The organism is Brevundimonas subvibrioides (assembly GCF_027271155.1).
Taxonomy (GTDB): domain Bacteria; phylum Pseudomonadota; class Alphaproteobacteria; order Caulobacterales; family Caulobacteraceae; genus Brevundimonas; species Brevundimonas subvibrioides_D.
The window spans coordinates 1981117-2001391 of record NZ_CP114542.1; the positions used below are offsets into that span (position 1 = coordinate 1981117).

The window sequence follows — 20275 nt, forward strand, 5'->3', positions numbered from 1 at the left end:
CAGACCGCACCGGACGCCGGATCACAACCGGATCTGACGCTGGAGTGCTTTCCCATGCGTCGCGACCCGCCGCGTCTGGTGCCCGGTCGGCCCGAACGCGACTGGATGGACGACTTCGCCGGTCGCCACCCGTATCGCTGCCTGCCGCTGACCATGGCCAACACCACCGGGTGGGAATTGCTGTGTCCGTTCGGTTTCGAGGCCGAGTGGGACGGCCGGATGGGGGCCGATTCGATCCGTTTCCGGCCGGATGCCGGTGCCGCGTTCTTCGACCATTTCGCCGCCTCGCACTTCACCGAAGGCGTGGTGACCTTCCACACCGGCTGGCTGTTCCGCACGCCGCCCGGCTGGGCATTGCGGGCCTCCGGCGTGCCCAACCGGTTCAAGCACGGGATCGGCGCGCTGGAGGGACTGACCGAGACGGACTGGCTGCCCTACCCCTTCACGATGAACTGGCGCTTCACGGCGCCGGGGATCGTGCGGTTCGAGAAGGACGAACCCTTCTGCTTCATTCAACCGGTCGAACACCGCAGGATAGAGGCCTTTCGACCCATCCGCGCCTCGATGGACGAGGACGGCGACCTGGCGCTGCAGTATCGCAAGTGGATGGAGGTCCGGACCGACTTCAACACGCGCATGGCCAACGGCGACCCGGAGACGATCAAACAGGCCTGGCAGCGGTTTTACTTCCGCGGCGAGTTCCCTGACCAGATCGCCCAGGCCCCGGCCGCGCATGTGAACAAGCGCCGCCTGTCCCCCCTGCCCGACCATCCGCCGGCGGAGCCCGCCCCTCCGGCAAAGGCCCACATCGGGTTCAGAACCTGGTCCGCCGTTCCGAAACCCCGATAACCCCGGCACAACGCCACCTTTTCGGGCTTCCAATCATATAAGGATATCCTTATATGATTTTCCCATGTCCCTGACGGCCGAACATACAATCGAAGCCCTGCGCGCTGCCGGCGAGCCGACGCGGCTGCGCATCCTGTCGTTGCTGGCGGGAGAGGAGCTGTCGGTGATGGAGCTCAGCCGGGTTCTGGACCAGAGCCAGCCCCGGGTTTCCCGCCACCTGAAACTGATGACGGACGCGGGCCTGATCGAGCGGTTTCCCGATGGCGCGAGGGTCTTCTATCGAGTCTCGCACGACGTGGACGCCCGGCGCCTGATCGATACGGTGCTGGACCTGCTGGACGATGCCGAGGGCGAGGCGGATCACGCCCGCCTGAACGCCGTCCGCGATGAACGCGCGACCGCCGCCGCCGCCTATTTCGAGACTGTGGCCCCCAGCTGGGACCGCATCCGGTCCCTGTATGTGTCCGAATCGGCGGTCGAGAATGCCATCGCCCGCGCGGCCGGGCCCGGCCCGTTCGACCGCGTCGTCGACCTGGGCACCGGGTCGGGCCGCATGCTAACCCTGCTTGGCTCCAGGGCGCGCATGTCGATCGGCCTGGATCTGAGCCAGAACATGCTCAACATCGCCCGCGCCAATGTGGTCAAGGCGGGCCTGGACAGAGTCGAACTGCGCCACGGCGACATCTTCGCCACCCGTCTGCCCGGCCAGTCCGCCGACCTCGTGCTGGTCCATCAGGTGCTGCACTATCTGGTCGATCCGGCGGCCGCCGTCGCCGAGGCCGCCCGACTGGTCAGTCCCGGTGGAAAACTTCTGATCGTTGATTTCGCCCCCCACGACCTCGAGCAACTGCGCGACGAACATCAGCATCGCCGGCTCGGATTTGCCGACGAGGAGATCGGCCGCTGGCTGGCAGACGCCGGTCTCGACGCCTCCGCCTCCATCGCCCTGCCGCCCGATACCGCAGGCCTGACCGTCACCATCTGGACCGCGACACGCCCGGCCGCAGCCAAGAGGAGCGTTGCCTGATGGCCGCCACTGCCACATCACTCGCGGACGCCCGCGCCCTGCTACTGTCGCCGCTGGGGCCGGTCGCGCGCGCCGGGAACAACGGCAATCCGGTCCGGGTTTCGTTCGAGTTCTTCCCGCCCAAGTCCGACGAAGCCGAAGCCACCCTGTGGAAGGCCGTTCGCCGTCTGGAGCCGCTGAACCCCGAATTCGTGTCCGTAACCTATGGTGCGGGCGGCTCGACGCGCGAGCGCACCCACCGCACCGTCCAGCGGATGCTGACCGAGACGACCCTGAAACCGGCCGCCCACCTGACCTGTGTCGAGGCCAGCCGCGAGGAGGTCGATCAGGTCATCCAGGACTACAGGGCCATCGGCGTCGACCACATCGTGGCCCTGCGCGGCGATCCACCCGGATCGGCGGTCAGCGGCGGGTCCGGCATCGGGGGCGTCTATCAGCCCCGCGCCGACGGCTATGCCAACGCCACCGAACTGGCCCGCGCGATCCAGCGCGTCGGCGGGTTCCAGACCTCGATCGGCGTCTATCCGGAGAAACACCCCGAAAGCCCGTCGATCGAGCACGACATCGATGTGCTGAAGGCCAAGATCGACGCGGGGGCCACGCGCGCGCTGAGCCAGTTCTTCTTCGACATCGACGCCTTCCTGCGGTTCCGGGACCGAATCCGCGCTGCGGGTGTGACCATTCCGCTGCTCCCCGGGATCATGCCCGTGTCGAACTTCGCAGGATTGCAGCGGATGAGCGCGTCATGCGGCGCGGCCATCCCGGCCTGGCTCGCAGCCCATTTCGAAGGTCTGGACGACGATCCCGAGACGCGAAAACTCCTTGCGGCCTCCGTCGCCGCCGAGACCTGCGCCCGGCTGCAGGAGGAGGGATTTTCGGACTTCCACTTCTACACCCTGAACCGCGCCGACCTGGTCTATGCGATCTGCCGCGTGCTGGGCGTTCGGGAACAGAAGGCCGCGACATGACCGCCCGCGCCGAACGCATCGCTGCCCTCCACGCCGCCGCCAAGGCACGCATCCTGGTCCTCGACGGATCATGGGGCGTGATGATCCAGCGCGCCGAACTGTCCGAACAGGATTTCCGCGGCGACCGTTTCGCCAGCCACAACGGCCAGATGAAGGGCAACAACGACATCCTGTGCATCACCCGCCCGGATGTCATCGCCGACCTGCACGACCAGTATTTCGCCGCCGGCGCGGACATCAGCGAGACCAACACCTTCTCGGCCACCGTCATCGCCCAGGACGACTATCACCTCGACGCCGATGCGGTCTGGGACATCAATCTGGAAGGCGCGAAGCTGGCCCGCGCCTCGGCCGACCGCTGGACGGGTAAGGAACCGCACAAGCCGCGTTTCGCCGCCGGCTCGATCGGGCCGCTGAACAAGATGCTGTCGATGTCGTCGGACGTGAACGATCCCGGCGCGCGGCTGGTGACTTTCGACCAGGTCTATGAGGCCTATCGCCATCAGGTGAAGGCGCTGAACGAGGGCGGGGTCGACCTTTATCTGATCGAGACCATCACCGACACGCTGAACTGCAAGGCCGCGATCAAGGCCATCAAGGACCTTGAAGACGAGGGGATGGAGCCCCTGCCCATCTGGATCAGCGGCACCATCACCGATCGGTCCGGACGCACCCTGTCGGGCCAGACCGCCGAGGCCTTCTGGAACAGCGTGCGCCACGCCAGGCCCTTCGCCGTCGGTTTCAACTGCGCCCTGGGAGCCGACCTGATGCGGCCGTTCATCGCCGAGCTGAGCCGGGTGGCCGACACCCTGGTCGCCGCCTATCCCAACGCGGGCCTGCCCAACGCCATGGGCCAGTATGATGAGGAACCGCATCAGACCGCCCATTTCATCGAGGAATGGGCGGCCTCGGGCCTGGTCAACATCGTCGGCGGCTGCTGCGGCACGACGCCGGAGCATATCCGGCACACGGCCGAGGCGGTGTCGAAACTGCCGACGCGGGAGATCCCGGAGCGGCCGGTGGCCATGCGGCTGTCGGGGCTCGAACCGTTCGAGCTGGTGGCGTGACCCCATATACCCCCACCTCGGGCCCATTGACACCCCCCATAGACCCCCTAGATTCTCCTCTGCTGCTGACAGGGAGATTTGGCATGGGCGCTCAAGCCGAAACCGCTGTAAAAGACGTCGTCGTCTGGACCAAACACGTCCATGGCGACCGCAGGGTCACCGCGCGTCTTCAGTCCCTGAAGGGCGGCGAAGACCTGGAACTCGTCGTCGATGGCGTCCGTGGCCTGTGGCGCAAGATGGCCGACGGGGTGGACGGGCGCCCTACGTCCGGCCTGCGTCCCGTCGGGCGAATGCAGACCTTCTGGAAGGAGTTGTATGCGTCACGTCGGGGGGAAACCGTTGTGATCGAACTTCCCGGCGATGAGGTCGCTGACGCGCCGCTGATCTACCCCGCCGATCCCGACCCGAAGGTTCGGGCCGAGGCCTTGCAGGCCCTGTTGACGGCGGGCGGCGGGCACTCCCGCGGCGAACGTTGGACCCGCGACGAATTGTACGACCTATGATTTCCGCCGACACCAACGTCTTCGCCTACCTGTATGACGAAGACAGTCCGCAAAAGCAGGCTGTCGCGAGAGCTACGGTGGCAGCCCTGGCGGCGAAACAGGGAATCGTTGGCCTTCAGGTCGTCGGTGAACTGAACAACGTCCTGCGCCGCAAGATGGGTAAGACACCTTCAGAGGCCGCGCAGGCCGGGCGGCGTCTGATCGGGGCATTTTCGGTCTTCCCCCCCACCCGTCAGGCCGCGGTCTGGGCCCTTGAGCAGGCAGGCGCTGCGACGCTTCAGTACTGGGACGCCCTTCTGCTGGCCTCAGCGCGTCAGGCGGGCGTGGACACGCTTCTGACCGAGGATCTGTCCGACGGGGCCGAGATCAGCGGCGTCCTCATCATCAATCCGTTCGGCGAGCAGGGTCTGAGTCCGCGAGCGAGACAGGTTCTGGAGTTCTAGTGCGCCCCACCTTCATCAACGTCGGCGAGCGGACCAATGTCACGGGCTCGGCCAAATTCAGGAAGCTGATCGTCGAGGGCGACTATCCCGCCGCCCTGACCGTCGCCCGCCAGCAGGTCGAGGCCGGTGCGTCCATCATCGACATCAACATGGACGAGGGTCTGCTGGATTCGAAGCAGGCCATGATCACCTTCCTCAATCTGATCGCGGCCGAGCCCGACATCGCCCGCGTGCCGGTGATGATCGACTCCTCCAAATGGGAGGTGATCGAGGCGGGTCTGAAATGCGTTCAGGGCAAGCCGATCGTCAATTCCATCTCGATGAAGGCGGGCGAGGCCGAGTTCCGCGAACAGGCGGTCAAATGCCTGCGCTATGGGGCCGCTGTCGTCGTCATGGCCTTCGACGAGGTGGGGCAGGCCGACACCGCCGCGCGAAAGATCGAGATCTGCACCCGCGCCTATCGCATCCTCGTGGACGAGGTCGGCTTCCCGCCCGAGGACATCATCTTCGACCCCAATATCTTCGCCGTGGCGACGGGGATCGAGGAACACGACAACTATGCCGTCGACTTCATCGAGGCGACGCGGGTCATCAAGGCCACTTTGCCTTATGCGCGGGTCTCGGGCGGGGTCTCGAACGTCTCGTTCAGCTTTCGCGGCAACGAGCCGGTGCGCCGGACGATCCACAGCGTCTTCCTGTACCACGCCATCCAGGCGGGCATGGACATGGGCATCGTCAATGCCGGCGACCTGCCCGTCTATGACACCCTGGACCCGGTCCTGCGGGAGGCCGTCGAGGATGTGATCCTGAACCGGCCGCAGCGGACCAACGTCAGCAACACCGAGCGGCTGGTCGACATCGCCCCCAACTACAAGGGCGACAAGGGGGTGGCCCGGGTCGTCGACCTGACATGGCGCGAGGCCCCGGTCGGCAAGCGGATCGAACACGCCCTGGTCAACGGCATCACCGAGTTCATTGACGCCGACACCGAGGAGGCCCGCCTGTCGTTCGACCGGCCGCTGCACGTCATCGAGGGTCCGTTGATGGACGGGATGAATGTGGTCGGCGACCTGTTCGGCTCGGGCAAGATGTTCCTGCCGCAGGTGGTCAAGTCCGCCCGCGTGATGAAACAGGCCGTGGCCTGGCTGGAACCCTTCATGGAGGCCGAAAAGGCCGGAAAACCGCGCGAGCAGGCCGGCCGCATCCTGATGGCCACGGTCAAGGGCGACGTCCACGACATCGGCAAGAACATCGTCGGCGTGGTCCTGCAGTGTAACAACTACGAGGTCATCGACCTGGGCGTCATGGTTCCGGCCGACCGGATCCTGGACGCCGCCATCGAGCACAAGGTCGACATCATCGGCCTGTCGGGCCTGATCACGCCGAGCCTGGACGAGATGGTCTTCGTCGCCCGCGAAATGCAGCGGCGCGGCTTCGACATCCCCCTGCTGATCGGCGGGGCCACGACAAGTCGGACCCATACGGCCGTGAAGATCGAGCCCGGCTATACCGCCGGATCGACCACCTATGTCGTGGACGCCAGTCGCGCCGTCGGCGTGGTCTCGGGCCTGCTCTCGAAAACCGAACGGGCGAAGAACGAGGCGGCCACGCGCGACGAATACATCCGGATCCGCGAGCAGTATGCCCGCGGCCAGGAGGTCAAGGCGCGCGCCACCCTGCCCCAGGCCCGCGAGAACCGCTTCCGGCCCGACCCGGCCGATCCCGTGCCCGGCGCGCCCTCCTTCATCGGCGTCCGCGCCTTCGACAGCTGGGACCTGCAGGACCTCGCCGATCACATCGACTGGACGCCCTTCTTCGCCAGCTGGGAACTGATCGGCCGCTATCCGCAGATCCTCGAGGACGAGATCGTCGGACAGGCCGCGACGGACCTGTTCGCCGACGCCAGGGTCATGCTGAAGCGGATCGTCGAGGAGAAGTGGTTCACGGCCCGCGGCGTCGTCGGCTTCTGGCCCGCCAATGCCATCGGCGACGACGTGGCCGTCTATGCCGATGAGACCCGCAGCAAGGAGATCGCCCGCTTCCACACCCTGCGCCAGCAGATCCGGAAGTCGAACGGAAAGCCCAATCTGGCCCTTTCGGATTTCGTGGCCGAGGCCGGGCAGGACTATATCGGAGCCTTCGCCGTCACGACCGGCCACGGCGAACTGGAAGCATCGAAGCGGTTCAAGGAGGCGGGCGACGACTATTCCGCCATCATGGCTGCGGCCCTCGCCGACCGTCTGGCCGAGGCCTTCGCCGAACGGCTGCACAAGGAAGTGAGGACCCGGCTGTGGGGCTATGCGCCGGATGAGGCGACCGGCATCGACGACCTGATCGCCGAGCAATACCAGGGCATCCGCCCTGCACCCGGCTATCCCGCCCAGCCCGATCACACGGAGAAAGCCACGCTTTTCCGATTGCTGCAGGCGGAAGCGAATGCGGGCATGGCGCTGACGGAATCCTTCGCCATGACCCCGCCCGCCTCGGTCTCGGGCCTGTATTTCGGCCATCCCGGCAGCCACTATTTCGGCGTCGGCAAGATCGATCGCGATCAGGTCGAGGACTATGCCGCGCGCAAGGGCTGGGATGTCGAGACTGCCGAACGCTGGCTGGCCCCGATCCTCAACTACGAGCCGGGTGCCGTGGAGCGCGTCGCGGCCGCTTAGCGGTCCCCTTCTCCCCTTGCGGGAAAAGGGGACCGAGCGTCAGCGAGGTCGGATGAGGGGTGACTCCCGGCCTTACTGATCGGCGTCTGCTCGCCTCATGTCATTTGCATCGCCGTACCCCTCATCCGTCAGCCTTCGGCTGCCGCCTTCTCCCGCAAGGGGAGAAGGCGTCGATTACGTCTTCGGCTGACCGGTCTCGTCCAGACCGGCGTCATCCAGCGTTTCCGGCGGGGTGGTGATGTTCTCGCGGACGCGGCGCGCGGCGTGCTCGCACCGGCCCGGCAGGCCGAAGAACAGGCCGAAGGCTTCGCTGCGCACGCGTTCGTCCGTCTGCGCCATCAAAGGCGTCCATTTCGCGGCGGCCTCGGCGGCGGCCGTTTCGGCGGCGGCACGCGTGGCAGGCGTCTGGCGCGCGGCCCCGACGCGCAGGGCTTCCCGGAAATCCGTCGCTTCCAGCCCCCCCAGCCGCATGATCTCGCGATCCAGATCGTCCGCCGTGGTCAGGGTCTGTCCGAGCGCGATGTGCCCCTCGACCAGGGCCGCGCACCAGGCCACCAGCGGATAGTCCTGCTCCGGCGCGCCACGTGGCAGCGGCGTGGCATAGGCGATGGCCTCACGGGCGTTACGGGCGGCGACCGACTCGGTTTCCGAAGCGGCCGTAACGATCGGTCCGTCCTGTGACTGGGCCAGCGCAGATTCGCCGAAGGCGGCCAGCGCGAGGGAGGCGAAAGCAGCGGTGAGGCGAAGGCGCATGAAGAGATCGTCCGATAGCTGTCTGACCCTCGCCTGAAGGCGCGGCATGGTTTCTATACGGCAGGGCTAATCTGAAGGCCCCTCCCCGAGACGTGATCCTAAAGCCAAAACGCCGGATACAGAAATGCCGGCGCTTTCGCACCGGCATTTCCAGGTCGACAGTCGTTCTGAGGTTAGAACGAGTAGCGAACGCCCAGGTAGGCGCGACGCGGTGCAACCCACTGATTGGGCTGCTGGTAGCCGAACTGGCCGCTACCGGCGCGATTGTTGACGACATTCGTCGCCGTCTGGTGGTTCATGACGTTGAAGACGTCGAGGAAGAACTCCAGCTCGCCGGCCACGTAGGGCGCATCGGCGACGTACTTAAAGCGCAGGTCCCAAGTGTAGTAGCTGGGGCCTTGCTCGCTGCCGGTGATGCCTTCGACGAGGTAGCTGTCGGTGACGCCGTTGAACACGAACGGATCCTGCATGTCCGGAATGATGCGGCCAGAGATGGCCGAACCTGGCGTGTAGAGTGCGCCGCTGTTCCAGTTGAACACGCTGGAGACTTCCAAACCGAAATCGAACTCGTAGCCGCCGTAGGCCTTGAACTGATGCGGAATGTTGCCGGCCTGCGGGCCGTAGACGTTCGGAGCGCGCGGATCGAGCGCGAGCCAGTCGCCGACGAAGTCTGCGTTTCCGTCCGAGTTCGCGTTACCTTCGGCCTTGTTATAGGTGTAGGATGCCTGACCGAACCAGTTGTCGGTCTTGAACTTCGTCACTGTCAGCTCGAAGCCGGTGTATTCGCGCTTGCCACCCGGCAGAGTGCCGATGACATAGTTGGTGCCGGGGTTCGCGTCGTAGCCGAAGTAGGAATACGGCAGGTAGAAGGCTGATCCTGGGAAGGCCGCACCGTTCACGCCGCAGGTCGCCTGCGTGCAGGTCGGATCCGAATACAGCGTCAGGTCGAAGTCTTCCATGATGTCCTTGGTCACGCGGTGCGTAACGGAAGCCGCGATGCCGATGTCGGACCCGATGGTAGTCGACCCACCGATCATGAACTCGTCCGTATAGGGCGTCTTGGTCGCGGGCGAGATCTGGGCGTCGCCCGGTCCCCGCGTCCGGAAGGTGACCCACTCGCCGCCCGCGCCATTACTGACGTAGATCTGCTCGTTGTTCACCGGACCCGTCAGAGCCCCCGCGAAGTCCGTCATGTCAGCGCGGATCGGGTCATAATAGCGACCAACGAAACCAAAGACCTTGCTGCGGCCATCACCGTTCAGGTCGTACACGACGCTCAGGCGCGGCGCGTAGGTCCAGTCGAACGAGGCGATCTTGCTGTCGTCGGATGCGAAATGCTCGGTCCGTTCGGCGCGAACGCCGGCGTTGACGGTCAGCTGATCCAGCGTCCAGGTATCCTGCAGGTACAGCGAGGTGTATTCTAGGCGCAGCGTATAGGGGCCGTCAGCCGCACGAACCGTCCGATAGACGTTGACGTTGTTGTACGGGTTGCCCGCGGTGCTGCCGAACACCAGGTTTCCGGCTTCAGTGGCCGAGACCTGACCGTCGGCGTTGGTGTCGAGGATCGACCGGGCGCGGGCGTTGCCGCTGAGCGCCGGCAGCAGGAAGGTCGAGTAATCCTGCGTGGTGATCGCGCGCGCCGTCCAGCCCGAACCGACGTAGGACGCCAAGGTCGTACCGGCATAGATCGAAGCCAGCGAGTTGTAGGTCGCGCCGCCCGGAACCGAGTCGGTCTGGAAGTTCGTGTTGTCTGCGAACGAGAAGCCGCCCTTGAACGTGTGCGAGCCGAAGCCGGTGTCAAGGTAGTACTCGAAGTTGCTGCCATACTCCTCGCGGTTGCGGGTCTCTTCCAGGTTGATTCCGCGACCGCCGAGCGAGCGTTGGATGATGTTGGACCCGAACGAGTTGCGATAGGTAACGTTGTCGCGGATGGATTGATCCACGGCCTGGTCGACGATCTGGGCTTCATGCTTGAAGTAGTAGCCGTTCAGGATCAGGTCACCCCAGGTGCGGGTGTAGTCAACCTTGTAGTTGTCGCCGCCCTGTTCGCGCGAATAGTCGCGACGGTTGATGATCGCCGACGAGTTCTGGCCGCTGATCGTGGTCGGATCGCCGAAATAGGTCAGTGTCAGACGGTCATTGTCGGTCGCCTGCCAGGTCAGCTTGGCGAAGCCGTAGTCCTGGTCGCTTTCGACGCTGCGGAGGATCTGACCGAAGGTCGGGCTGCTCGCCGTGACGTCCAGGACGTCGTCCTGCCGGTTCTTCTTCTGGTACGAACCGTAGATCCACAGGCGATCCCGGATAATCGGACCGCCCAGCGTGAAGGCGGAGTCATAGGTATCGAACCCGCCCGAGGTTATGTGTTGATCCTCGGCAACCAGATCGCTGTTCTGGAAATAGTAGTTCAGCGAACCGTGCCACTCGTTACTGCCCGACTTGGTTATGACGCGCGAGACCAGACCCGAACCACCAGCGTATTCTGCAGGTACGCCGCCGACGATGACCTGCTGTTCCTGGATGATCTCTGAGTTGAAGTTCGAGCCGAAGGTGCCGGTGACCGGGTCGGTCACATCGACGCCGTCGAGATAATAGAGGTTGTCCGTAGACGTACCGATGCCGCCACCGGCCTCGGCGTAGTTAACGCCCGAACGTGAAGACGGGTTGCCGCCGTTAGAAGGCTTCACGCCGGGTACCAGCTGCAGATAGCTTTGATAGCTACGGGCGGTAGGCAGTGCTTCCACGACGCCCAGCGTCAGCGTGGTGCTGACCTGCGCGGAGGTCACGTCGATGGCGGCCAGAGAAGTCCCCGTGACAACGATATCGTCGACGTTGGAGGCGGGTCCCGCACCGCTAACCAGGACGTAGCCAACACTGAGGTCGCGACCAGCCACGACGGCGACGTTGTCCGCGCCGAAGGCGTCATAACCGGCGGCGGTCACGTTCACAGTGTAGTTGGTGGCGGGGTCCAGACCAGCGAGGCGAACGCGGCCGTCCGCATCGGTGACGCCGGTACGGCTCACGAGGCTGTCTGGCGAGCTGACAGTGACGTTCGCGCCCGAAAGCGGCGCGCCGCCGTCACCAGACACGGTCACGCGCAGCGAACCGGTCAGCGATTGCGCCAAGGCCTCGGTCGGCGCAACGAGCGCGATCACCGGAACGGCGGTCAGCGCCAGCAAGGCGGCGCTTCCAATCATCGAGGTATTCAGCAGCCGCTGGCGGATTGTCTTGAGCTTCAAGATCGTTCTCCTAAGACGATGACCCAGCCCTCCGCCGCGCCACCTTGTTGTCATCTTGCGTCAGTTCCGGCGCAGATTACGGTATGGATAGACACCACGCTCGGGGTTACGCCACTGTAATTAAATCAACGTAATGAAGTGGCCGCAGGAGTGTCGCATTCAGGACACGTTTGTGATTCGGTTGCGACTTTCCCGCGAGGCAGGAGATTTCGATGTCATTAACCGCTCGACCGCTGTCCCCGAATATCTGGGTCGCGCCCCAGATCGCCCTCGAAGACCTGCCGTCACTCGCAGCCCAGGGCATCCGCCGGATCGTCAGCCACCGACCGGATGGGGAGGAACCCGGTCAACCCTCCGCGACGGAGATGGCAGTGGCGGCCCAGGCTGTCGGTATGGGCTTTACCCACGCCCCCGTTGTGGGAATGCCGGCAGAGGATGCTGTCGCCGTTACAGCCGGTGTTCTGCAGGATGACGCGCCGGTCCTGATGTTCTGTCGCTCCGGCACGCGGTCGACGTTCGCCTGGGCGTTGGCCATGCGGGCGCTGAATCGGTCCGATGCGCAGACGTTGCGCGAAACCGCCGCCGCAGCAGGCTACGACATCAGCCGGTTGCCGCTCTAGAGCCTGATCGGCTGAGGTGGAATCGCTTCGCGATTCCGCCGATGCCGTGAATCAGGCTCCAGAGATGAGCGAGGGCATGATTCACGCTTTCGCTGGACCCACGACGTGGGTCCACCTCAAACGATCATGCCCTAGCGGCTGACGGCCACCCGGGCGGCGTAGGGAATCGGCTCCGGATCGCCGCACGACGCAAGCACCAGTTGCGCCGCCATGAGGCACAGCATCGCCGCGACGACGGGCTGGAGCCGATTTGAGACAGTCAGTGCGATAGAACGGGCCAAGACAGGCGCTCCAGAACAGGTTTACGGTCTGTTAAGGCAAGGATCGGGCCGTCCTCCTCCGCACCATTTCGAGACCAGCGTCATGTCCGTCCCCCAGGCCATTCCCTTCGTCCGCGCCTTCGATTTCCGGTATGGCCGCGCCGATCAGGTCTCGCCCCTGATCCAGCGGGTCATCTGCAACAACCCCGGCCCGTTCACCTTCACCGGCACAGGCACCTATATCGTCGGCCATTCCAGGCCCGGATCGTCCGTCGCGGTCATCGATCCCGGCCCGCTCGATGATGCGCATCTGGACGCCCTGACAGAGGCCGTCGCGGGCCGGACGGTCAGCCATATCCTGGTGACCCACACCCACCGCGATCACTCTCCCCTCGCCCGTCCGTTCGCCGTACGCGTCGGGGCACCGATTCTGGCGGCGCGCCCGCCCGTGCAGGACACGCATGCGTCGGGCCCCCTGGACGAGGAGGAGGACGCCGCGTTTTCACCCGATACGGTCCTGACCGGAGGCGAGGCGATCGTCGGCGACGGCTGGACCCTTCGCGCCCTTTTCACGCCAGGTCATGCGTCCAACCACATGGCCTTCGCCCTGGACGACGAGAACGCCCTGTTCTGCGGCGACCACGTCATGGGCTGGTCCACCACCGTGGTCGCCCCGCCTGACGGCGACATGAGCGATTACATGCGCAGCCTGGAGCTGGTGATCGCGGCCGATTTCTCGACCCTGTGGCCCACCCACGGCGCGCCGGTGACCGAGCCCGCGCCCTTCCTCGCTGCCTATCGCCAGCATCGCCTCGATCGCGAGGCCCAGATCATGAGCCGCCTCGTGGCCGGGGATCGTACCATCGCGGCAATGGTGCCGGTTCTGTATGCCGCCGTGGACCAGCGCCTGTGGGCCGCAGCCGGCCTGTCGGTCTGGGCGCACCTGATCAAGCTGGTGAGGGACGGGCGCGTCGTCGCGGACGGCGAACCGACGCTTGCGGCGACCTATCGACCGGCCTGAAGCGCGGCGACCAGTGCGCCCGCCAGCCGACAGGTCTCGCCGCCGTCGGCGCGGTCATAGCGGGCCACGACCCGGACATCGGTCCGGCCCGGACGGATGCGGATGACCGCCTCATGCCGCAGACCGAAGAAGGTCCCGGTGCGCTCGCCCCTGATCTGGAACAGGCTGGCGTCGGTGATACGGAACCCGGCCTGTTGCATGGCCCAGCCGGCCGCGCCTTCCGCGGACTGGGTCATGGGCGCGGACACGCCGGGGCAGGCAGTGCCGGGGCCCGCGGTGCCTGCGACACGCGGCGGATCGGCGGTATCGGTCGTGACGTCCAGCGGACCGACGGCCGCCATGGCCTGGACCCGCCAGAGAAACGCGCCCGCCCCACCAACGGCGACGACCAGCGTCGCCAGGGCGATCAGGCCCAGACGCGCGAAGCTCCGGAACGCGGCCGGAAGCGCGATCAGAGCGACGACGACCGCCAGCACGCTCAGGCCTGGACCGACCTTCAAGGCCAGGAGGTCGAGCCCGATGTCCACCGGGATCAAGCCGCTGGCCACCAGCAGCACCGCGACCAGCACCACGAGGGGGCCGGCCAAAGTGGCAAGGACGGCGGCACGGACGGCCATCAGGCCGCGCACCGGACCTCGTCCGGCCATGCCTCAGACCCGCGCCGGTTCGACCGAGGTCGGCAGCCGATAATCCTTCAGCTGCTCGCGCAGGTTCTTCTTGTCGATCTTGCCGGTGGCCCCCAGCGGGATGTCGTCGACGAAGACGACATCGTCGGGCATCCACCATTTGGCGATCTTGCCGACGAGGAAATCCAGGTGCTCCTGCTTGTCCTGGGCCTCGCCGGGCTTCAGCTTGATGATCAGGACCGGCCGCTCGTCCCATTTCGGATGGGCGGCGCCGATCACGGCCGCCAGTTCGACCCTGGGATGGCCCACGGCGATGTTCTCGATCTCGATCGAGCTGATCCATTCGCCACCGGACTTGATCACGTCCTTGGCCCGGTCGGTGATCTGCATGAAGCCGTATTCGTCGATCGTCGAGACGTCGCCGGTGTCGAAGAAGCCCTCGTGGTCCAGGATGTCACCACCCTCGTCGCGGAAATAGGCGCGGGCGATGGTCGGGCCCTTGATCATCAGACGGCCGTAGGTCGTGCCGTCGTGCGGCATCTCCTGGCCGGCATAATTCTTCAGCTTCAGCTCGACGCCGAGGGGCGGGATCCCCTGTTTGATCCGCCACTTCATGCCCTCGTCGTATGGCAGGGCCTCAAGCTCGGGCGTCAGGATCGACATGGTGCCGATCGGCGAGGTCTCGGTCATGCCCCAGCCTTGCGCGACCTCGATGCCGAACTCGTCGTGGAAGGCGCGGATCAGGCTCTCCGGGACCGCCGAGCCGCCGATCAGCACCCGCTTGACCGTCGGGATCGTCAGCTTGTGCTCGCGCAGGTGGGCCAGCAGACCCTGCCAGACGGTGGGCACGGCGGCCGAGAAGGTCACGCCTTCCGATACGATCAGCTCATAGATGGAGGCACCGTCCATCCTGGCCCCCGGCATGACCAGCTTGGCCCCCGACGCCGGTCCCGCGAAGGCGATGCCCCAGGCATTGGCGTGGAACATCGGCACGACCGGCAGGATGACTTCCTTCGGCGACGGCCCCAGCACCGTGGACTGCATGCCCAGCAGGGTGTGGATGAAGTTCGACCGGTGCGAATACAGCACCCCTTTCGGGTTTCCCGTCGTCCCCGAGGTGTAGCAGAGTCCGCAGGCGGTCTGCTCGTCGAAATCGCCCCAGACGCAGTCCTGCGACACGCCCGCCAGAATGGCCTCATAGCATTCCGCCCGGGGCAGCTTCGTCGCCGGCATATGGAACGCGTCGGTCAGCACCACGACCCGCTCGACGCAGGGGCAATGCGGCAGGATCGCCTCCAGCAGCGGCACGAACGTCAGATCGACGAAGATGATCCGGTCGCCGGCGTGGTTGATGATGTAGATCAGTTGCTCGGGAAACAGGCGCGGGTTCAGCGTATGGCACACCGCTCCGATCCCCATGATGCCGTACCAGGCCTCGATGTGGTTGCCGGTGTTCCAGGCCAGGGTCGCGACCCGGTCGCCGACCTTGATGCCCCACTCCTTGAGGACGTTGGACACCTGCTTGGCCCGACCATGGATATCGCCATAGGTCGTCCGCACGACCGGCCCCTCCACCGAGCGGGTCACCACCTGGCGATGGCTGTGCCAGTTCTTCGAGTGGTCAAGGATCCGGTCGACCGTCAGCGGCCAGTCCTGCATCAATCCCAGCATCGCATTCCCTTATATGCCCCGGCTGCATGCGAGGCTTGGCTCAAGCTAGCCGAGGTGACCGTCGTTAAGCAACGTGACTCAAGGGCAGTCCGGTCCCTGCGCACGTCCGGCCATTATGGATCCTGCGGTTCCGGCGTTTTCTGCGGACCTGTCCCTTCGGGACCCCGAGGTTTTCGACACGCGGCCGGCAAGCGTTGCGACCGTCGCCCTTGCCATCTTCCTCACCGCACTCGCAGAAGGCTTCGCCACCGACCGCCGCTGATCTACTTCTTCCGCTGAGCCGTGGCGGGCGGTAAGGGCCCTCCATGAGCATTCTCATCGCGATTACCGGCGGCTCGGGCTCGGGCAAGTCGACGCTGGCCGAAACCGTCGCCTCCGTCCTGCCGCCCGGCACAGCCGTGCTGATGCGCGAGGACTCCTACTACCGCGACGCCGCCTCCCTGCCCGGCTTCGACGCAGCGACCTTCGACTTCGACGACGTCGCCGCCCGCGACCACGATCTGCTGTACGAGGACCTGTGCCGACTGAAGGCGGGCAAACCCGTCACCGCGCCGGTCTATTCCTTCATCCACCACGGACGCGAGCCTGACGGCGAGGTGATTCCGGTCGCGCCCGTCGTGATCGTGGAGGGGACCCACGTTCTGTGCACGCCGGCCGTAGCGGACCTGTTCGACATCCGCGTGTTCGTCGATACACCGTCCGACATCCGGTTCATCCGTCGGCTGCTGCGCGATCAGGCCGAGCGAGGCCGCACATCGGCTTCGGTCATCGACCAGTACCTCAGGACGGTACGCCCGGGTCACGAGCGCCTGACAGAGCCCTCGCGCACGCGGGCCGATTTCGTCATCGCCGATGCCACGGCCGCGGTCCGGCTGGACGATCCGCAGGTTATCGTGCGCCTGGCCGCCCCCCTGCTGGCGCACCCCCTGCTGGCCCCCCTCCTGGTGCCGCAGACCTGACGATGTCGTCTGACTTTCCGAAGCGCAGCCATGTGGGCTAAGGGCGACAGGATGCACTCTCACAACGTCCAGGCCAACGTCCTCGAAGCGGACGACCAGCGTCGTCAGGCGATCGTTCGCGAAGCGCGCCACCAGTTCATGGCCAACGGCTATGCGGCCACGAGGATCGAACCTGTCGCGCGGGCGGCGACTGTATCGACGGCGACCCTGTACGCCTATTTCCCCTCGAAGCAGCACCTGTTCACGGCGGTCATAGCGGACGCCTCGGCCGACTTCTCGGCCCAGATGGACCGCGTCCGCGTCACGGATGGCACGGCGCGCGACCTGCTGATCCTTTTCGCCACCGCCTATGCGGACTTCATGGGCGATCCATTCGTGCGAGCCGTTTTCCGTCTTGTGATGGCGGAGCGGCCCCGCTTCCGCGACATGGCCCAGTGCTTCTTCGACAAGGGACGCAGCGATTTCGGCCGCCCCCTCATGGCTGCCCTGTCGCGCCTGTCCGAACGCGGCGAACTCAAGATCGACAAGCCATCCTGGGCCGCCGGCCAGTTGATGGGCATGGTCGAACACCCGGTGTTCTTCATGCCTCTGGTCACCGGGGACGAGGTTCGGGCGACCCGATCCAATGCGCAGATCGCGGAAGACGCCGTGGAAACGTTCCTGGCCCGCTACGGTGCCTGAATTCAGGGTTGAAGCCGGGCGCGCGTCCAGCCCTCGCCGGCACGGGTGAATCGCAGGCGGTCGTGCAGACGAAATGGCCGGTCCCTCCAGAACTCGACGACATCCGGCACCACCCGCCATCCCGACCAGTGCCCGGGACGGGGCACGTCCCTGCCCTCGAACCGCGCCGTCTCGCGCGCGACCGCGGCTTCCAGGTCGGATCGCCCGGCCAGTGGCCGTGACTGGTCCGAAGCCCAGGCTCCGATCCGGCTTTCACGCGCCCGGCTGGCGAAATAGGCATCGGCCTCCTCGGGACTGACCGGCTCCACCGCGCCGCGCACCCGGATCTGACGCCGCAGCGACTTCCAGTGAAACAGCAGCGCTGCACGCGGCCGGTCCTGCAGCTGCAGCTGCAGACCCTTTGCGCTCTCGCGATTGGAATAGAAGGTCAGTCCCCGCGCATCGACGTCCTTGAGCAAGACCATCCGGCTGTCCGGCGCGCCGTCGGCATCCACCGTCGACAGGCCCATGGCATTGGGGTCGTTCGGCTCATGCGCCCGGGCCTGGGCCAGCCAGTCGATCATCAGCCCGATCGGTTCTGTCCGATCGAAGATCGTCTCGTCTCCGTTGGCCGCAAGGGCAGCAGCATAGTCGCGGGCATACTCCTCGCGGGACGGGCTGGGCGGGATCACGGCGCTGGTCATGAGATCGATATAGCAAGCACCGCCGGCCTCCGCACGGTTAACCCGTCCTTGACCATGCTGCGGGCCTATTCGTCGCATGATCCCGTCCGACCAGACCCTGAACGAAGCCTTCGCCGTCCTCGGGCTTCACGGCCCGACCGACCAGGCCGAGGTGGCACGCGCCTTCCGCCTGGCCGTCAAGGGGGCTCGACCCGACCTGCCCGGCGGGGATGCGGACCGTTTTCGCCGTGTCATCGCCGCCTATCGCCTGATCCAGGGGCGGGGGGGCGGGCATCCCGCTCTCGCCGCTCCGACAACGCGTCCTGCCGCCCTGCCGGTCGTCGGGCTGACACCGCTTCAGGCCATACAGGGCGGCGATACAACCGTCCGCCTCGGCATGCGATCTTTGCGGGTGCACGCGCCGGCGGGGATGCGTACCGGCGAACATCTTCGACTGAGAAATGGCGCCGACGACGGGTCTGACCTGTATCTTCCCGTCCTGATCCGTCCGGGCGATGGTCTCGCCGTCCTGGGCGACGATCTGCACATGCGCTGGGGGGCCGCACCGCGCGTGCTGGCCGACGGAGGCCGCCTCGAGATCGAGACCCACGTCGGGACACGCTCCGCCTGGCTGACCCCCGGCCTGCAAGCGCCCGTCCGCCTGCGCCTGCGCGATCTCGGCCTGCCCGCGCGCGGCTCGCACAGGACCGGACACCTGTTCGTCACCCTGTTCGCCAGCGAGGTCGCACCCTCGGCCGCCGAAGACATGCTGGCCCGCTTCACCCGGGTCTGGACGCCGGACCGTTTGGCAGCCTAATCGCGGGATCATGTCCCACAACACCTTCGGCCATCTGTTTCGCGTGACGACCTGGGGCGAAAGCCATGGGCCGGCGATCGGCTGCGTCGTTGACGGCTGTCCGCCCCGGATTCCCCTGACAGAGGCCGATCTACAGCCCTGGCTGGACAGACGAAAACCCGGTGGCAGCCGCTTCGTCACGCAGAGGAAGGAAAGCGATACCGCCCGCATCCTGTCCGGGGTTTTCGACGACGGGGACGGGCCCGTGACCACCGGCGCGCCGATCGCCATCCATATCGACAATGAGGATGCGCGGTCGAAAGACTATGGCGAGATCGCCCGCGCCTTCCGGCCCGGCCACGCCGACATGACCTATCAGGCCAAATACGGCGTGCGGGACCATCGCGGCGGCGGACGGTCCTCGGCGCGCGAGACCGCCAGCCGGGTCGCCGCCGGGGCCGTCGCCCGCCGCATACTGGGCAACGGCGTCGTCATCCGGGCCGGTATCGTCCAGCTGGGTCCGCACAGGATCGCGCCGGACGCCGTTGATTTTTCCGTCGTCCATGACAATCCGCTGTTCGCCGCCTCCGCCGGGGTCGTGCCCGCGTGGGAAGCCTGGCTGGATGGCGTGCGCAAGGCGGGCTCGTCCACCGGTGCCGTAGTCGCTCTGGAGGTCACCGGCATCCCCGCCGGCTGGGGCGCGCCGCTTTACGGCAAGCTGGACGCCGAACTGGCCGCTGCCATGATGTCGATCAACGCCGTCAAGGGCGTCGAGATCGGGGCCGGCTTCGCCTCGGCAGAACTGTCGGGAGAGGACAATGCCGACGAGATGCGGATTGGTCCGGACGGCGGCATCGTCTTCCAGTCGAACCAGGCCGGTGGCGTCCTCGGCGGCATCTCGACCGGCCAGCCCCTGACCGCCCGCATCGCCTTCAAGCCGACATCCTCGATCCTGACCCCGCGTCAGACCGTCACCCGCGATGGCACCGAGACCGACCTGCGCACGGTCGGTCGCCACGACCCCTGCGTCGCCCTGCGCGGTGTTCCGGTGGTCGAGGCCATGGCCGCCTGCGTGCTGGCCGACGCCATGTTGAGACACCGGGCGCAGGTCGGTCAGGTCACAAACCGTTCATCCTGTTCGGATTAGGAGCGGACCATGTCCCAGACTTTCAGACGCACCATAGCCCTGTCGATCGTCCTCGCGGGCGCAATGATGCTCCAGGGCTGCCTGGTGGGGGCCGTGGTCGGCACGGCGGGTGCGGTGGTCGGCGGCGCGGCCAAGGTCACGGGTGCCGTGGTCGGTGCCGGCGTGGATTCCGTAACCACCTCCGACGAGGAAACCCGCGCCCGCCGCGCGGGCGAGCAGCGCGACTACGAGCGCGAGCAACGCCGATGCGAGCAGCGCCGCGCCAACGGCCAACGCTGTTAGTCCACGTGGGCCGTCGGGATCGACATGAACCGACGCTC

20 protein-coding genes are annotated in these 20275 nt (G+C 66.2%); 14 read left to right on the top strand and 6 right to left on the bottom strand.

The genetic code is table 11. From position 1 onward, the window contains the following. Positions 1–33: 33 nt before the first annotated feature. The 7 genes from O3139_RS10030 (at position 34) to metH (ending at position 7523) form a co-directional block, all read left to right on the top strand. Positions 34–849, top strand: a complete 816-nt coding sequence (locus O3139_RS10030; RefSeq protein WP_269516466.1) for a DUF6065 family protein — start codon at positions 34–36, stop codon at positions 847–849. Positions 850–913: 64 nt separating this feature from the next. Continuing rightward, the gene (locus tag O3139_RS10035) at positions 914–1876 is read left to right on the top strand and encodes an ArsR/SmtB family transcription factor (RefSeq protein ID WP_269513943.1); all 963 of its coding nucleotides are present in this window, start codon (positions 914–916) and stop codon (positions 1874–1876) included. After that, positions 1876–2844 carry a methylenetetrahydrofolate reductase [NAD(P)H] gene (gene metF / locus O3139_RS10040; protein ID WP_269513944.1) on the top strand — a complete coding sequence of 323 codons (969 nt, stop codon included), beginning with the start codon at positions 1876–1878 and terminating at the stop codon, positions 2842–2844. Before O3139_RS10035 ends, metF begins: the two co-directional genes overlap by 1 nt. Then, entirely contained in the window at positions 2841–3911 is a 1071-nt protein-coding gene (locus O3139_RS10045) for a homocysteine S-methyltransferase family protein (RefSeq protein WP_269513945.1), read from the top strand. Before metF ends, O3139_RS10045 begins: the two co-directional genes overlap by 4 nt. An 83-nt stretch (positions 3912–3994) precedes the next feature. Continuing rightward, positions 3995–4414, top strand: coding sequence for a hypothetical protein (locus tag O3139_RS10050; RefSeq protein WP_269513946.1), 420 nt, complete (start codon positions 3995–3997; stop codon positions 4412–4414). Continuing rightward, the gene (locus tag O3139_RS10055) at positions 4411–4857 is read left to right on the top strand and encodes a PIN domain-containing protein (protein ID WP_269513947.1); all 447 of its coding nucleotides are present in this window, start codon (positions 4411–4413) and stop codon (positions 4855–4857) included. The genes O3139_RS10050 and O3139_RS10055 overlap by 4 nt, the downstream gene beginning before the upstream one ends. Further along, the gene (gene metH, locus O3139_RS10060; protein WP_269513948.1) at positions 4857–7523 is read left to right on the top strand and encodes a methionine synthase; all 2667 of its coding nucleotides are present in this window, start codon (positions 4857–4859) and stop codon (positions 7521–7523) included. The genes O3139_RS10055 and metH overlap by 1 nt, the downstream gene beginning before the upstream one ends. Before the next feature lie 174 nt (positions 7524–7697). Here the strand turns inward: metH and O3139_RS10065 are convergent, their stop codons facing one another. Together O3139_RS10065 and O3139_RS10070 are read right to left on the bottom strand one after the other, a co-directional pair. Then, positions 7698–8276, bottom strand: a complete 579-nt coding sequence (locus O3139_RS10065) for a hypothetical protein (protein ID WP_269513949.1) — start codon at positions 8274–8276, stop codon at positions 7698–7700. A gap of 173 nt (positions 8277–8449) precedes the next feature. After that, a complete protein-coding gene (locus O3139_RS10070; RefSeq protein ID WP_269513950.1) occupies positions 8450–11512 on the bottom strand; it encodes a TonB-dependent receptor in 3063 nt (1020 codons plus the stop codon). A gap of 212 nt (positions 11513–11724) precedes the next feature. On the opposite strand from O3139_RS10070, the gene O3139_RS10075 reads away from it, so the two are divergent. Continuing rightward, on the top strand, positions 11725–12132 hold the full coding sequence (locus O3139_RS10075; RefSeq protein ID WP_269513951.1) for a TIGR01244 family sulfur transferase: 408 nt from the start codon (positions 11725–11727) through the stop codon (positions 12130–12132). 131 nt (positions 12133–12263) lie between these two features. Here O3139_RS10075 and O3139_RS10080 read toward each other — a convergent pair whose 3' ends face one another. Continuing rightward, positions 12264–12413: a hypothetical protein gene (locus tag O3139_RS10080; RefSeq protein WP_269513952.1), complete on the bottom strand. Its 150-nt coding sequence runs from the start codon at positions 12411–12413 to the stop codon at positions 12264–12266. 82 nt (positions 12414–12495) lie between these two features. On the opposite strand from O3139_RS10080, the gene O3139_RS10085 reads away from it, so the two are divergent. Beyond that, the gene (locus O3139_RS10085; protein ID WP_269513953.1) at positions 12496–13413 is read left to right on the top strand and encodes an MBL fold metallo-hydrolase; all 918 of its coding nucleotides are present in this window, start codon (positions 12496–12498) and stop codon (positions 13411–13413) included. On the opposite strand, the gene O3139_RS10090 is transcribed toward O3139_RS10085, so the two are convergent. Continuing rightward, positions 13398–14060 (bottom strand): DUF1499 domain-containing protein, encoded by a 663-nt coding sequence (locus tag O3139_RS10090; protein WP_269513954.1) that lies wholly within the window; start codon positions 14058–14060, stop codon positions 13398–13400. The genes O3139_RS10085 and O3139_RS10090 overlap by 16 nt on opposite strands. 3 nt (positions 14061–14063) lie before the next feature. Next, positions 14064–15710, bottom strand: a complete 1647-nt coding sequence (locus O3139_RS10095) for a long-chain-fatty-acid--CoA ligase (RefSeq protein WP_269513955.1) — start codon at positions 15708–15710, stop codon at positions 14064–14066. A 305-nt stretch (positions 15711–16015) separates the two neighbouring features. On the opposite strand from O3139_RS10095, the gene udk reads away from it, so the two are divergent. Next, positions 16016–16669 carry a uridine kinase gene (udk, locus tag O3139_RS10100; RefSeq protein WP_269513956.1) on the top strand — a complete coding sequence of 218 codons (654 nt, stop codon included), beginning with the start codon at positions 16016–16018 and terminating at the stop codon, positions 16667–16669. A 51-nt stretch (positions 16670–16720) separates the two neighbouring features. After that, the gene (locus O3139_RS10105) at positions 16721–17350 is read left to right on the top strand and encodes a TetR/AcrR family transcriptional regulator (protein WP_269513957.1); all 630 of its coding nucleotides are present in this window, start codon (positions 16721–16723) and stop codon (positions 17348–17350) included. A gap of 2 nt (positions 17351–17352) precedes the next feature. Here O3139_RS10105 and pdxH read toward each other — a convergent pair whose 3' ends face one another. After that, positions 17353–18033 (bottom strand): pyridoxamine 5'-phosphate oxidase, encoded by a 681-nt coding sequence (pdxH, locus tag O3139_RS10110; RefSeq protein WP_269513958.1) that lies wholly within the window; start codon positions 18031–18033, stop codon positions 17353–17355. Between the two features lie 76 nt (positions 18034–18109). On the opposite strand from pdxH, the gene O3139_RS10115 reads away from it, so the two are divergent. Genes O3139_RS10115 through O3139_RS10125 form a run of 3 tightly spaced genes read left to right on the top strand, consistent with a single transcriptional unit; the run spans position 18110 to position 20237 of the window. Beyond that, positions 18110–18829: a DnaJ C-terminal domain-containing protein gene (locus tag O3139_RS10115; protein ID WP_269513959.1), complete on the top strand. Its 720-nt coding sequence runs from the start codon at positions 18110–18112 to the stop codon at positions 18827–18829. Positions 18830–18839: 10 nt separating this feature from the next. Next, positions 18840–19955, top strand: coding sequence for a chorismate synthase (gene aroC / locus O3139_RS10120; RefSeq protein ID WP_269513960.1), 1116 nt, complete (start codon positions 18840–18842; stop codon positions 19953–19955). A gap of 9 nt (positions 19956–19964) precedes the next feature. Continuing rightward, the gene (locus tag O3139_RS10125; protein WP_269513961.1) at positions 19965–20237 is read left to right on the top strand and encodes a hypothetical protein; all 273 of its coding nucleotides are present in this window, start codon (positions 19965–19967) and stop codon (positions 20235–20237) included. Positions 20238–20275: the final 38 nt, after the last annotated feature.